The organism is Streptomyces sp. NPDC107500 (assembly GCF_055582785.1).
Map to the genome: position 1 here is coordinate 461,911 of NZ_JBVJPF010000006.1, position 13,930 is coordinate 475,840.

General features: G+C 72.2%; 15 protein-coding genes. 6 read left to right on the forward strand and 9 right to left on the reverse strand.

The features are described from left to right. Positions 1-67: 67 nt before the first annotated feature. The 3 genes from ACZ67M_RS25665 (at position 68) to rocD (ending at position 2,751) form a co-directional block, all read left to right on the forward strand. On the forward strand, positions 68-571 hold the full coding sequence (locus tag ACZ67M_RS25665; protein WP_469852899.1) for an Lrp/AsnC family transcriptional regulator: 504 nt from the start codon (positions 68-70) through the stop codon (positions 569-571). 123 nt (positions 572-694) lie between these two features. After that, positions 695-1,534, forward strand: coding sequence for a dimethylargininase (gene ddaH, locus ACZ67M_RS25670; RefSeq protein WP_467323810.1), 840 nt, complete (start codon positions 695-697; stop codon positions 1,532-1,534). After that, complete coding sequence (gene rocD / locus ACZ67M_RS25675; protein WP_385795273.1) at positions 1,531-2,751, forward strand: ornithine--oxo-acid transaminase; 1,221 nt, start codon at positions 1,531-1,533, stop codon at positions 2,749-2,751. Before ddaH ends, rocD begins: the two co-directional genes overlap by 4 nt. Before the next feature lie 16 nt (positions 2,752-2,767). On the opposite strand, the gene ACZ67M_RS25680 is transcribed toward rocD, so the two are convergent. After that, entirely contained in the window at positions 2,768-3,223 is a 456-nt protein-coding gene (locus ACZ67M_RS25680; RefSeq protein WP_122620901.1) for an RpiB/LacA/LacB family sugar-phosphate isomerase, read from the reverse strand. 142 nt (positions 3,224-3,365) lie between these two features. Here ACZ67M_RS25680 and proP point away from each other — a divergent pair, with 142 nt between their 5' ends. The 3 genes from proP to ACZ67M_RS25695 all read left to right on the forward strand — a co-directional run bounded on the left by proP (position 3,366) and on the right by ACZ67M_RS25695 (position 6,864). Next, entirely contained in the window at positions 3,366-4,880 is a 1,515-nt protein-coding gene (gene proP, locus ACZ67M_RS25685; protein WP_361355770.1) for a glycine betaine/L-proline transporter ProP, read from the forward strand. 138 nt (positions 4,881-5,018) lie between these two features. Next, positions 5,019-5,741, forward strand: a complete 723-nt coding sequence (locus tag ACZ67M_RS25690) for a lysophospholipid acyltransferase family protein (RefSeq protein WP_122620903.1) — start codon at positions 5,019-5,021, stop codon at positions 5,739-5,741. An 88-nt stretch (positions 5,742-5,829) separates the two neighbouring features. After that, positions 5,830-6,864 (forward strand): NAD-dependent epimerase/dehydratase family protein, encoded by a 1,035-nt coding sequence (locus ACZ67M_RS25695; protein WP_469852902.1) that lies wholly within the window; start codon positions 5,830-5,832, stop codon positions 6,862-6,864. A gap of 57 nt (positions 6,865-6,921) precedes the next feature. Here the strand turns inward: ACZ67M_RS25695 and ACZ67M_RS25700 are convergent, their stop codons facing one another. From ACZ67M_RS25700 to ACZ67M_RS25735, 8 genes are all read right to left on the reverse strand, one after another. Further along, complete coding sequence (locus ACZ67M_RS25700) at positions 6,922-8,535, reverse strand: alpha/beta hydrolase (protein WP_385795277.1); 1,614 nt, start codon at positions 8,533-8,535, stop codon at positions 6,922-6,924. Positions 8,536-8,651: 116 nt separating this feature from the next. Continuing rightward, positions 8,652-9,428 (reverse strand): urease accessory protein UreD, encoded by a 777-nt coding sequence (locus ACZ67M_RS25705; protein WP_469852905.1) that lies wholly within the window; start codon positions 9,426-9,428, stop codon positions 8,652-8,654. After that, a complete protein-coding gene (gene ureG, locus ACZ67M_RS25710) occupies positions 9,416-10,093 on the reverse strand; it encodes an urease accessory protein UreG (RefSeq protein ID WP_467324079.1) in 678 nt (225 codons plus the stop codon). The genes ACZ67M_RS25705 and ureG overlap by 13 nt, the downstream gene beginning before the upstream one ends. 167 nt (positions 10,094-10,260) lie before the next feature. Then, the gene (locus ACZ67M_RS25715) at positions 10,261-10,935 is read right to left on the reverse strand and encodes an urease accessory protein UreF (RefSeq protein ID WP_469852906.1); all 675 of its coding nucleotides are present in this window, start codon (positions 10,933-10,935) and stop codon (positions 10,261-10,263) included. Positions 10,936-10,943: 8 nt separating this feature from the next. Next, the gene (locus tag ACZ67M_RS25720) at positions 10,944-12,665 is read right to left on the reverse strand and encodes an urease subunit alpha (RefSeq protein ID WP_385795287.1); all 1,722 of its coding nucleotides are present in this window, start codon (positions 12,663-12,665) and stop codon (positions 10,944-10,946) included. Continuing rightward, entirely contained in the window at positions 12,658-12,969 is a 312-nt protein-coding gene (locus ACZ67M_RS25725; protein ID WP_382812550.1) for an urease subunit beta, read from the reverse strand. Before ACZ67M_RS25725 ends, ACZ67M_RS25720 begins: the two co-directional genes overlap by 8 nt. Positions 12,970-12,983: 14 nt before the next feature. Next, positions 12,984-13,286: an urease subunit gamma gene (locus ACZ67M_RS25730; protein ID WP_361355754.1), complete on the reverse strand. Its 303-nt coding sequence runs from the start codon at positions 13,284-13,286 to the stop codon at positions 12,984-12,986. Positions 13,287-13,537: 251 nt separating this feature from the next. Then, positions 13,538-13,822 (reverse strand): type II toxin-antitoxin system Phd/YefM family antitoxin, encoded by a 285-nt coding sequence (locus ACZ67M_RS25735; protein ID WP_469852908.1) that lies wholly within the window; start codon positions 13,820-13,822, stop codon positions 13,538-13,540. Positions 13,823-13,930: the final 108 nt, after the last annotated feature.

A 13,930-nucleotide genomic window follows, 5' to 3' on the forward strand; every position in this document is an offset into this window, starting at 1 on the left:
TGTAGGAGTAATCCGTACGCCTGCACACGGGCCGGGCATGGACGTATCCGCTGGATACAGTGCCCGCATGAACAGCAGGCCCACTCCGTTCGACGAACTCGACCGGAAGATCGTCACCGCCCTGATGACGAACGCCAGGACGTCCTTCGCCGAGATCGGCGCGGAGATCGGGCTCTCCTCGACGGCGGTCAAGCGCCGGGTGGACCGGCTGCGCGAGACCGGTGTGATCACCGGGTTCACGGCGACGGTGCGGCCCGCCGCGCTGGGCTGGCGCACCGAGGCGTACGTGGAGGTGTACTGCGAGGGGGCGGCGCCGCCGCGGCGGCTGGCGGAGGTCGTGCGGGGCTATCCGGAGATCAGGGCGGCGATGACGGTGACCGGCGGCGCGGACGCCCTGCTGCACGTGCGGGCGCGGGACGTGGAGCACTTCGAGGAGGTGCTGGAGCGGATCCGTGCGGAGCCGTTCATCCGGAAGACGATCAGTGTGATGGTGCTGTCCCACCTGATCCCGGACAGTCCGGAGGCGGGCGCGGGTCTGCTGGCTCTCGAGGGCGCAGCAGACCTGCGCTGACCTGGTGGAAGACGCAGCGATCGTGCGGCAACACGCAGTCTTCGTCGCTTGTCCGGCGTGGCCGTCGGTTTCTACCGTGGTATCAACCCAGTTACACACCGTGAGTAGCGGAGGTACCCCTCTGTGCCCGAGTCCCGTGTGCCGCGCCGACGGCGCTTCCTGGTCTGCGAACCCAGACACTTCGCCGTGCAGTACGCGATCAATCCGTGGATGAGCACCGACCGGCCGGTCGATGTCATACGCGCCCTCGACCAGTGGCAGGCGCTGGTCGACGTCTACCGTGCCCACGGCCACACCGTGGACGGCGTCGACCCGGTCCCGGGCCTGCCCGACATGGTGTTCGCCGCGAACTGCGCGGTCGTGGTCGAGGGGCGGGTCTTCGGCTCGCTCTTCCACGCGCCCGAGCGACGCCCCGAGTCGCTGCCCTTCATGGCGTGGTTCAAGACGCGGGACTTCGAGGTCCAGCTTCCCGAGTCGGTCTGCGAGGGCGAGGGCGACCTGGTCCCGGCCGGCCGCTGGATCCTGGCCGGCACGGGGTTCCGCACCTCCCGTGAGGCACATCGCGAGGTGCAGGAGTTCTTCGGCGTGCCGGTGGTCTCGCTGACGCTGGCGGACCCGTACTTCTACCACCTGGACACGGCGCTGTTCGTGCTCGACGACGGGACGGACGGCACCGAGGCGAACATCGCCTACTACCCCGAGGCGTTCTCGCCGGGCAGCCGCGAGGTGCTGGAGCGGCTCTACCCGGACGCGGTGCTCGCCACCCGCGAGGACGCCATGGCGTTCGGGCTGAACTCCGTCTCCGACGGACGGCACGTGTTCATCGCGCCCCAGGCCCGTGCCCTTGCGGACGCGCTCGCCGGCCGCGGCTACGTGCCCGTCCCCGTCGACCTGTCCGAGTTCCACAAGGCCGGTGGCGGCATCAAGTGCTGCACCCAGGAGATCCGGGAGGCCCACCCATGACCGCACCCGCCCCCACCCGCGGTTCCGCGGAGCTGATCCGCGCGGAGGAGCCCGTCCTCGCGCACAACTACCACCCGCTGCCCGTGGTCGTGGCCCGTGCGGAGGGCGCCTGGGTCGAGGACGTGGAGGGCCGCCGCTACCTGGACATGCTGGCCGGCTACTCGGCTCTCAACTTCGGGCACCGCCACCCGGCGCTGATCGAGGCCGCCCACCGCCAGCTGGACCGGCTCACCCTCACCTCACGCGCCTTCCACAACGACCGGCTCGCGGGCTTCGCCGAGCGGCTGGCCGCGCTGACCGGCACGGACATGGTGCTGCCGATGAACACCGGCGCGGAGGCGGTGGAGAGCGGCATCAAGGTGGCCCGCAAGTGGGCCTACGACGTGAAGGGCGTCCCTGCGGACCGGGCGACGATCGTGGTCGCGGCGGACAACTTCCACGGCCGTACGACGACGATCGTCAGCTTCTCGACGGACGAGACGGCGCGCGCGGGCTTCGGCCCGTTCACGCCGGGTTTCCGGGTGGTGCCGTACAACGACCTGGCGGCCATGGAGGCGGCCGTCGACGAGACGACGGCGGCCGTGCTGATCGAGCCGATCCAGGGCGAGGCGGGGGTGCTGATCCCGGACGACGGCTATCTCGCCGGGGTGCGGGAGCTGACCCGCCGGGCGGGCTGTCTGTTCGTCGCGGACGAGATCCAGTCGGGTCTCGGCCGCACCGGGCACACGCTCGCCGTCGCGCACGAGTCGGTCGTGCCGGACGTGGTGCTGCTCGGCAAGGCGCTGGGCGGCGGCATCGTCCCGGTGTCGGCGGTGGTCGGCCGCCGGGACGTGCTGGGCGTGCTGCACCCGGGCGAGCACGGTTCGACGTTCGGCGGCAACCCGCTGGCGGCCGCGGTCGGCACGGCGGTGGTGGAGCTGCTGGAGACGGGCGAGTTCCAGCGCCGCGCCGCGGAGCTGGGCGCGGTGCTGCGCGAGGGTCTGGCCGCGCTGGTCGGCAAGGGCGTCGTCGGCTTCCGCGCGCGGGGGCTGTGGGCGGGGGTCGACGTGGACCCGGCGCTGGGCACCGGCCGTGAGATCAGCGAGCGGCTGATGCGCGAGGGCGTCCTCGTGAAGGACACGCACGGTTCGACGATCCGGCTGGCGCCGCCGCTGACGGTCACCGCCGCGGAGCTGGAGGGGGCGCTCGGGACGCTGGAGAAGGTGCTGACGTCCTGACCCGGGCGTGTCCGTCCTACGGAGCGGTGCGGCCCCGGTCGAGCCGCTCCACCCGCGTGACGTTCTCGCGGTCCTCGGCGTCCTCGCTCGGCCCGCCCGCGAACCAGGCGTCGAGGATCTCCCGCAGCAGCGGTGCCGACGTCAGGCGCAGGCTGAGGGCGAGCACGTTCGCGTCGTTCCACCGGCGGGCCCCGTCCGCCGTGTACGCGTCGGCGCACAGGGCCGCGCGGACGCCCGGCACCTTGTTGGCGGCGATCGACGCGCCGGTGCCGGTCCAGCAGCACACCACGGCCTGGTCGGCCCGCCCGTCGGCGACCTCGCGGGCCGCCCGCTCGGAGCACACGGCCCACCGGTCGTCCGCCCCGGCACTCAGCGCGCCGTGCGCGAGCACCTCGTGTCCGCGTCCGCGCAGCTCCTCCACGAGGAGCCGGGCCACGGGTTCGTCCATGTCGGAGGAGACGGCGATGCGCATGCGCGCAGGGTACCCGCCCGCCCCCTCACCTCATTGGCTCAGCCGCATGACCGAAGTCACGACCATACCCAGCATGATCGAGGGAAGGGGTACGACCTGAGATTCGTACGACCGAGCAGCCCTCCGGCAGGAGTGGCTGCGCGTGGAAAGGGAGGCCGCCACGTCCCCCACCGACAACGGCCAGGAACCCGACGCCGCGGCGGTGCGCCGCCACCGGACCCTGTTCCGGGCCATCAAGCGCCGGCAGAACCCCCGGCTGCGCCGGTCGGACATCACCGTCACGGACGAGGCCGCGGTCAAGCGTGCCGTGAAGGCGGCGTCCCTCGGCAATGCCATGGAGTGGTTCGACTTCGGCATCTACGCCTATCTGGCCGGCACCATCGGCCGGGTGTTCTTCCCGTCCGGGAGTGACACGGCGCAGCTGCTCTCCTCGTTCGCCACGTTCGCCGTGGCGTTCCTGGTGCGTCCGCTGGGCGGCATGTTCTTCGGCCCGATGGGTGACAAGATCGGCCGCAAGAAGGTGCTCGCGCTGACGATGATCCTGATGGCGATCGGTACCGCCGCCATCGGACTCATCCCCAGCTACGCCACGATCGGCTTCTGGGCCCCGGTCCTGCTGATCGTGTTCCGTCTGCTCCAGGGCTTCTCGACCGGCGGCGAGTACGGCGGTGCCTCCACGTTCATCGCCGAGTACGCGCCCGACAAGCGGCGCGGTTTCTTCGGCAGCTTCCTGGAGCTGGGCACGCTCGCCGGATACACCGGCGCGGCGAGTCTGGTCACCGGCCTCACGGCCTGGCTCGGCACCGACACGATGGACGCCTGGGGCTGGCGCATCCCGTTCCTGGTGGCGGCGCCGCTCGGCATCGTCGGTATCTACCTGCGGCTGAGGCTGGACGACACGCCCGCGTTCCTGAAGCTGGACGACTCCAACGTCCACGTCTCGGAGGCGGCGACGGCGGTGGAGACCACCGCCCGCGGCGACCTCGCCAAGATCTTCCGGACCCACTGGCGGTCGCTGGTGCTGTGCATCGCGCTGGTCGGCGCGTACAACATCACCGACTACATGCTGCTGTCGTACATGCCGACGTACCTGTCGGACGAACTGGACTACAGCGAGAGCCACGGCCTGATGATCCTGGTGGCCACGATGGTGCTGCTGATGCTGATCATCAACCAGGTCGGCAAGCTGTCCGACCGCTTCGGCCGCAAGCCCTTGCTGATGACCGGCATGATCAGCTTCTTCGTGCTGTCCGCACCGGCCTTCGTGCTGGTCCAGGAGGGCAGTCTGCTCGCCGTCTCCGCGGGCATGCTGATGCTCGGACTGTCCCTGGTGTGCCTGCTCGGCACGATGTCGGCGGCGCTCCCGGCGATGTTCCCCACCAACGTCCGGTACGGGTCCCTGTCGGTCGGCTACAACCTCTCGGCGTCCCTGTTCGGCGGCACCACGCCGCTGGTGATCACCGCGCTGATCAGCGTGACCGGCTCCGACATGATGCCCGCCTACTACGCGATGGCCGCGGCCCTGATCGGTGTCGTGGCGGTGGCCTGCATGAAGGAGACGGCCCAGCAGCCTCTCGAGGGCTCCCCGCCGTCGGTGCAGAGCGACGAGGAGGCCGCGGAGATGGTGGAGGCGCAGGCGCCGACGCCGAGGTTCTGACGGGAGTACGGCCGGCGGGCCGGGCACGTCCGGTTCCGGGCGGGCCCGGCCCGCACCTACACTGGCAGCCCGGCAGACGCCGGTCGACCAGTGAAAACACGGCGATCGTGCCGTCCCACCGGGCTGAGGAGCGACGCCTTGTTCTACTACGTCCTCAAATACGTGCTGTTGGGCCCGCTGCTGAGGCTGGTCTTCCGGCCGCGGATCGAGGGCCTGGACCACGTACCGGCGTCGGGGGCGGCCATCGTGGCGGGCAATCACCTCTCCTTCTCGGACCACTTCCTGATGCCCGCGGTGCTCAGACGCCGCATCACCTTCCTCGCCAAGGCCGAGTACTTCACCGGGCCGGGTCTGAAGGGCAGGCTGACGGCGTTCTTCTTCCGCAGCGCCGGGCAGATCCCCGTCGACCGCTCCGGCAAGGAGGCGGGGCAGGCCGCGATCCGCGAGGGCCTGGGCGTGCTGGGCAAGGACGAGTTGCTGGGCATCTACCCGGAGGGCACCCGCTCGCACGACGGACGGCTGTACAAGGGCAAGGTCGGCGTCGCGGTGATGGCACTGCGGGCGGGGGTGCCGGTCGTGCCCTGCGCGATGATCGGCACGTTCGAGGCGCAGCCGCCGGGCCGGAAGATCCCCAAGGTGCACCCGGTGGTGATCCGCTTCGGCGAGCCCCTGGACTTCTCCCGCTACGCGGGCATGGAGGGCGAGAAGGCCGTGCTGCGCGCCGCCACCGACGAGATCATGTACGCCATCCTTTCGCTGTCCGGTCAGGAGTACGTCGACCGGTACGCCGCGGACGTGAAGGCCGAGGAGGCTCAGAAGGCGGCGCAGGGACGCCGGTTCCCCCGCCTGCCGCACCGCTAGGGCCCGTTGACGACACGGCCCGGGACACGTCGTCTGCCGTCGGCAGAAGGCCGTGGCCCGTGCCGGGAGACACGCCTACGGTCGGCGTATGACACGTGCAGTGGTGATCGGGGCGACGGGACAGATCGGACGCATGGCCGTGGGGGCGCTGGCCCGGGACGGCTGGGAGGTGACCGCCGTCTCGCGGGGCGGCGGCCGGGACGCGCGGTGGCCGCGGGACGTACGGGTGGTACGGGCCGACCGGGAGGACGACGCGGCGCTGTCGGCGGCGGTCGGCGAGGGCTGCGACGTCCTGGTGGACACGGTGGCCTTCGACGCGGGGCACGCACGGCAGTTGACCGCGCTCGCCGGACGGGTCGGCTCGGCCGTGGTCGTCTCCAGCATCTCGGTCTACGAGGACGACGAGGGCCGGAACTTCGACACCCAGTCCGAGCCCGACGGCTTCCCGCACTACCCGGTGCCGCTCACGGAGGCGCAGCGAACCGTCGAGCCGGGCGACGCCTCGTACAGCACCCGGAAAGTGGCGCTGGAACGTGAACTCCTCGCGGCGGGCGACCGGTTGCCCGCGACCCTGCTGCGCGCGGGCGCGGTGCACGGTCCGTACTGCCGGACCCCGCGCGAGCTGTACTTCGTCAAGCGCAACCTCGACGGCAGACGCCGGCGTGTCCTCGCGTACGGGGGCGGGAGCCGCTTCCACCCGGCGAGTGTGCACACCGTCGCCGAGCTGATCCGGCTGGCCGCGCCCCGGCCGGGCAGCCGCGTCCTGAACGCGGTCGACCCGGACGCGCCGACGGTGGCGGAGATCGCGGCGGCCGTCGACAAGGTGATGGGCGTGGAGACCGAGGACGTCCTGGTGGACGGGGAGCCGCCCGCGGACACCGTGGGCGACACGCCGTGGTCGGTGTCGGCGCCCGTCGTGTGCGACATGAGCGAGGCGGAACGCCAGTTGGGCTACCGCCCGGTGGGCCGGTACGCCGACCACCTGGCGGAGACGGTCGCCTTCATCGAGGAGCGGCTGACCGGACGCGACTGGCGGGAGGCGTACCCCAAGATGTTCCAGGCGTACGGCGACCTCTTCGACTACGCGGCCGAGGACGCCTGGTTCGCGGCGCGCCAGGGCTGAGAACGGCCGAAGGGGCGGCCGGTCGGACCGGCCGCCCCCACGAGGTGCCCGCGAGTGTCAGGGCTTGGGCGTGGCGTGCGGGGCGCAGGTCACGTCCTTGGTGTCCACCTTCCCGGTGAGCAGGTACGTGTCGACCCGGTCGTTGACGCACGGGTTGACCAGCCCGGTGACGCCGTGCGAGCCGGCGTCCCGCTCGGTGATGAGGCGGGATCCCTTGAACCGCTTGTGCAGTTCGACGGCGCCGCCGTACGGAGTGGCCGCGTCCCGTTCGGACTGGACGATCAGCACCGGCGGGAGGCCCTTGCCGGTCTTCACGTCCACCGGGGTGCGCTGCTTGACCGGCCAGGTGGCACAGGGCAGGTTCATCCAGGCGTTGGCCCAGGTCATGAACGGGTGGTCGCGGTGCAGCTCGGTGTTGTCGGCGTCCCAGGTCCGCCAGTCGGTGGGCCACTGGGCGTCGGCGCACTCGACGGCCGTGTAGACGGCGTTGCCGTTCTCCGACGAGGCGTTGCCCGCGGTGTCGGAGAGGTCCGGCGCGGCGGCGTCGACGAGGGCCTGGGTGTCACCGGCGACGTACTTGCCGAAGATGTCCGCGGTGGGCACCCACGCGGAGTCGTAGTACGGGGCGCTCTGGAAGAAGGAGATCAGCTCGGCCGGGCCGACGACGCCGCCGAGGGGTTCCTTCGCGGCGGCGGCGCGCAGCTTCAGCCACTGCTCCTGGACCTCGGCGCGGGTGTCACCCAGGTGGAAGGTGGCGTCGTTCTTCGCGACCCAGTCCTGCCAGTCCTTCCAGCGCTGCTCGAAGGCGACGTCCTGGTCCAGGTTGGCCTGGTACCAGATCTTCTCGCGGGACGGGTTGACGACGCTGTCGACGACCATGCGGCGCACGTGGCCGGGGAAGAGGGTGCCGTAGACGGCGCCGAGGTAGGTGCCGTAGGAGACGCCGAGGAAGTTGAGCTTCTTCTCGCCGAGGGCGGCCCGGACGACGTCGAGGTCGCGTGCGGTGTTCGGCGTGGTCATGTGCGGGAGCATCTCGCCGCTGCGCTCGAAGCAGCCGTCGGCGTACTCCCGGGCGAGCTTGCGCTGGGCGAGCTTGTCGGCCTCGGAGCCGGGCACGGGATCCATCTTGGGTGCCTTGACGAACTCCTGCGGGTCGACGCAGGAGATCGGGGCGGACTTGCCGACGCCGCGCGGGTCGAAGCCCACGAAGTCGTAGGCCTCGGCCGTCTTGGCCCACACCGCGCTCTTGCCGGTGACGCGGGCCGGGAAGCGCAGTCCGGAGCCGCCCGGGCCGCCGGGGTTGTAGAGGAGGGCGCCCTGGCGCTCGCTCTTGGTGCCGGTGTTGCCGATGCGGTCGACGGCGATCTTGATCTGCTTGCCGAACGGCTTGGCGTAGTCGAGCGGCACGGTGACATAGCCGCACTGGATCGGCTTGGGGAGGTTCCAGTCGGCGGGGCAGTCCTGCCAGTCGACCCCGGCGCGGGCGGCGCGGGCGGCGGCGATGACGGCACCGCGGGCCTCGTGGTCCCAGCCCTGCGCGGAGGGCTGCCCGGACGCGGGTGCGGCGCTCGCGGTGGGTGCCGTGACGGCACCGGCTATCAGCGTGGCGGTGACCAGCGCTCCGGCCGTGCCGAACGCCGTCGCCCTCTGCCGCACTCTGCTCTTGCTCAAGTGGCCCTCCCCGTACGTGTTCGTGACAAGTACGGGGATCCTCGCGGCTGTGCGTCGACTGAGAACAGACTAAGTACTACTTCTTTGCCAATCCGATAAACGGAGAAAGGCGTTCGCTAGTCGCGCCCCAGCGAGGCCAACGCCCCGTCCAGCAGCCGCCGCAGCCGCAGCGCGTCCGGCGCCACCGCGGTCACCAGCGCGGCGGGTCCGGCCAGCGGCATGACGGCCGCGCCCTCCTCGAACACCCGGGCGGCCGGCGGCTCCGTCGCGAACCCGGGGCGTACGACGACCAGCTGGCCGACGGCACGGTGTCCGGCGAGCCCCGCCGGCCCGTCCCAGCCACCCGGGGCGCCGGGCCCGCAGGCCAGTTCCTGGTCGAGGACGCCGCGGCCCTCGATCCGTACGGTCAGACGGCTGGTGAGGCGGCCCGGTTCCTCCCCGGCCCGGCCGAGCACCTGCTCCTCGCGCAGCAGCAGCCGGGCTCCGGCGGCGAGGTCGACGCGCGTACCGACGTACAGGTCGCTGCCGTGCGCGGAGATCAGCTGCTCGGGCAGCCAGTGCAGTTCGGCGTCGTCGCCGACGGTGAGCCGGACGTCGTAGCGGGAGCCCCCCTTCTCCTGCCCCGGCAGGGCGAGGGTGGCGGCGGCCGAGCCGACCCGCAGCCGGGCGCCCCGGGCCGCCTCGGCCGTCACCGTGAAGTGGTCGCCACCGAGCGGCCCGCTCATCGCCCCGACCAGCATCACCCGGGCCTCGGCACCGCTCCCCCGGGTCCGGCGCACCGCGAGCGGTCCCTCGCCCTCCAGCACGGGCAGGGCGGTGCCGCCGCGCCCGTCGCCGTGGGCGAGGATCCGGGCCCTCGCCCGCACGCCGCCCGGACCGGTCACGCGATCCACGCGGCGATCCGCCCCCTGACCCAGCCGGCGACCTCCCCGACGCCGTCCTCGCCGCGCAGCGACTGCAGGACGACGGGCAGTTCACCGCGCTGCGCCTTGGCGTCCGCGGCCATCCGCGCGAGGTCGGAGCCGACGTGGGGCGCGAGGTCGGTCTTGTTGACGATCAGCAGGTCGGCGGTGGCGACGCCGGGCCCGCCCTTGCGCGGGATGTCGTCGCCGCCGGCCACGTCGATCACGAAGATCTGGGCGTCGACGAGCCCCTTGGAGAAGGTGGCGGTGAGGTTGTCCCCGCCGGACTCCACGAGGACCAGGTCGAGCGGCCCGACCTCGTCCTCCAGGTCCTCCACGGCCTCCAGGTTGGCGGAGATGTCGTCCCGGATGGCGGTGTGCGGGCAGGCCCCGGTCTCCACGGCGGTGATCCGCTCGGGCGGCAGCACCGCCTCCCGGAGCAGGAACTCGGCGTCCTCGCGGGTGTAGATGTCGTTGGTCACCACGGCGAGCGACAACTCCTCGCGCAGGGCCCGGCAGAGGGCGGCGACGGTGGCGGTCTTCCCGGACCCGACGGGCCCGCCGAGCCCGATCCGCAAGGCCCGTCGCGTGCCGTCGGGACGCCGGGCATCGGCGGACACGGCGGCGGGGAGTTCGTGGTGGTGGTCAAGATGCATGAGGCGGCTCCTTGGCAACTGGATTGCGTTGTCGGCCCGTCCGGCGCTTGAGGACGAGGCCGTCCAGGCCGAAGGGGGTCCACGGGGGCGAAGCCCCCTCGGCGGGGTCGAAGGGGCAGAGCCCCTGGGGTCGGGAAGGGGAAGGGGCGGCGGGGGCGAACGACGCCCTACGAGGCGAACAACCGAACCGCCCACCCCGCGTGCGCCTCCGCCGCGATCTCCAGCAACGGCGCCGACCGCGCGGGCAGCCCATCCGCCCCGTCGGTCATCACGCGCCCCGCCGCCTCCACCGCGTCCCGCGCCACCAGATCCACGTCGTCCGCAAGCCGCGCCAGCACCCCCGTGGCGTCGAAGGGATCGAGGCTGAGCAGCCGCACGACCGCGGTGGCCGGCCCGCTCACCCCCTCGTAGGCGGAGCAGTACGCCGCGTCCAGCGCCCCCAGCCCGGCCGCACGGGCGGCGACCCCCAGGACGACGGGCTGATGCGCACCCTTGGGGAACCTCCCGGCCAGCGCGTCGAGTTCGGGATGCGGCCAGGTCGCCCGCGCGGCCCGCATCAGCTGCCGGCCGAGTCTGCGCGCCACCCCCCGCAGGGCGGGCGACGGGGTACGGGCGTCGGCGGCCCGGTCGAGCCCGACGGGGTCCGCGCCGAGGGCCGCGGCCGCCGCGAGGGACGCCGCGACGGCGCCGCTGGTGTGCAGCCGCCCCCGGCAGAACTCCTCCAGGCTCGCGGCGTCGGTCACGCGTCCCGCCCGGACGGCGGCCTCCGCCCCGCCGGAGTGGGCGTGCCCTCCGGCGGGGAAGCGGCCGTCCGCGAGGACGAGCAGTGCTGCGCGGCTCATCCCGGCGCTCAGAAGAGGAAGTACCGCTGGGCCAGCGGCAGTTCGGCGACGGGGGCGGGCTCGACGAGTTCGCCGTCGATGGTCACCGCGAAGGAGTCCGCGGCGACCTCCACGCGGGGCAGCGCGTCGTTCTCCCGCATGTCGGCCTTGGTACGGCCGCGCGTCGACCGGATCGGCACCAGCTCCCGCCCGATTCCCAGCCGTTCCGCCAGTCCGTCCTCGACGGCCCGCTCGGCCACGAAGGCGACCGAGTTGGCGGCCGGCGCCGTCCCGTGGGCACCGAACATCGGGCGCGGCAGGACCGGCTGCGGGGTCGGGATGGAGGCGTTCGCGTCGCCCATCTGCGCGTAGGCGATCTGCCCGCCCTTGAGGACGAGCTGCGGCTTCACCCCGAAGAACCGCGGCTCCCAGAGCACCAGGTCGGCGAGCTTGCCGGTCTCGACGGAGCCGACCTCGTGCTCGATGCCCTGTGCCACGGCGGGATTGATCGTGTACTTGGCGACATATCGACGGGCGCGCCGGTTGTCGGCCCGCGTGTCGCCGGGCAGGAAGCCGCGGCGCCGCTTCATCACGTGCGCGGTCTGCCAGGTCCGCATGATCACCTCGCCGATGCGCCCCATGGCCTGGGCGTCCGACGCCATGATGGAGATCGCCCCCATGTCGTGCAGGACGTCCTCGGCGGCGATGGTGCTGGGCCGGATCCGGGACTCGGCGAAGGCCAGGTCCTCGGGGACGGCCGGGTTCAGGTGGTGGCAGACCATCAGCATGTCGAGGTGTTCCTCGACGGTGTTGACGGTGTGCGGCCGGGTGGGGTTGGTGGAGGCCGGCAGCATGTTGGGCAGTGAGACCGCGGTGATCATGTCGGGCGCGTGGCCGCCGCCCGCGCCCTCGACGTGGAAGGCGTGCAGGGTGCGGCCCGCGATCGCGTCGAAGGTGTCGCCGACGAAGCCCGCCTCGTTCAGGGTGTCGGTGTGGACGGCGAGCTGGACGCCGGACTCCTCGCAGACGTCCAGGCAGGCGGAGATGACGGCGGGGGTGGCGCCCCAGTCCTCGTGGATCTTGAAGCCGAGCACTCCGGCGCGGAGCTGGTCGCGCATCGACTCCTTGGACATGGTGCTGCCCTTGCCCAGGAATCCGATGTTGACGGGGCTCGACTCCAGGGCGGCGAACATCCGCGCCAGGTGCCACGAACCCGGGGTGACGGTGGTCGCCTTGCTGCCCTCGGCCGGGCCCGTGCCGCCGCCGATGAGGGTGGTGACGCCCGACGCCAGGGCCTCGTCGACGGCGGTCGGCGCGATGAAGTGCACGTGGGTGTCGATGCCGCCCGCGGTGAGGATCTTGCCGTTGCCCGCGATGACCTCCGTCTCGGGCCCGATGACGAGGTCGGGGTGGACGCCGTCCATCGTGTCCGGGTTGCCGGACTTGCCGATGCCGGTGATCCGTCCGTCGCGGATGCCGACGTCGGCCTTGACGACGCCCCAGTGGTCGATGATCACGGCGCCGGTGACAACGGTGTCGGGGGCTCCTTCGGCGCGGGTGGCGCGCGACTGGCCCATGGATTCGCGCAGCACCTTGCCGCCGCCGAAGACGGCCTCGTTCCCGGAGCGGCCCGGGCCGCCCGCGCGGTCCTCCTCGATCTCGACGAAGAGGTCGGTGTCGGCGAGGCGGACCCGGTCGCCGGTGGTCGGGCCGAACAGGTCGGCGTAGGCGCCGCGGGACAGCTCAGGCATCGAGGGCACCTCCGGTGGCGCCGCGCAGGCCCATGACGACGCGGGCGCCCGCGAGGGGGACCAGTTCGACGTCGACGGGGATGCCGGGCTCGAACCGGACGGCGGTGCCGGCGGGGATGTTCAGCCGGGCGCCGTGCGCGGCGGTGCGGTCGAAGTCGAGACCGGGATTGGCCTCGGCGAAGTGGTAGTGGGAGCCGACCTGGACGGGCCGGTCGGCGGTGTTGAGGACGGTCAGACGGGTGACCGGGAGCCCTTCGTTGAAGGGGACCGGCGCGTCGGCGAAGAGGATCTCTCCGGGAATCATGGCCGCCGTTCCCGTCAGACGATCGGTTCGTGGACGGTGACCAGCTTGGTGCCGTCCGGGAAGGTGGCCTCGACCTGCACGTCGTGGATCATCTCGGGGACGCCCTCCATGACCTCGTCGCGCTGGAGCACCTTGCGTCCGGAGGACATGAGTTCACCCACGGTGCGCCCGTCCCGGGCGCCTTCGAGGATGTGCGCGGTGATCAGCGCGACGGTCTCGGGGTGGTTGAGCTTCACCCCTCGCGCGCGGCGCTTCTCCGCCACGTCCGCGGCCACATGGATGAGCAGTCTCTCCTGCTCGTGCGGGGTCAGTTGCATGTACCACCTCACAGGACATGACGCCGGGACCGGACGGTCCGGGCTGCCGCGGCCACCGCGACGGCTCTAGATGTAACACACACGAACGGGCCGCAACGTACCCGTCAGTTGCTCGAAAACCGCAGGTGGATAGGGGTGCACAGTACGGCTAGAGTGTTTCCGCCGTGTGACCCGGTTTTGACCGATTGATTACCGGGGCCGTCGGCGGGCTGCCGCCTGCCCGCGCACCGCCGGGGGCTCGGGCGGCGGGCCTAGGCCGGATTCGGTCCCCTGTGCTCCGCCGCGATGCCGAAGCGGTGGTGTTCGCGGGGTGCCTGTTCGGCCGTGTCGCGGACCCCGGTGACCGAGGTGATCGCCTGCCCCTCCGACGACTCTCCGGCCTCCTGCTCCAGGCGCTCCAGGTCGGCGGCGGAGACGAGGGCGACGAGAGGCTTGCCGTGCCGCGTCACGACGACGCGTTCGCCGCCGTACACCACCCGGTTGATCAGGTCGGCGAGCTCAGCCCTGGCTTGCGTCACCGGAATCTCGTAGGCCATGCCTCCCAGCTTACGGTTCACCCCCACGCCGAGCGGCTGCGCAGCCGCCGGGCCCGGCGGACGATGGGACGGAGACGCCCCTCGGCCCCTGGCCACGTCCCGCGGGAG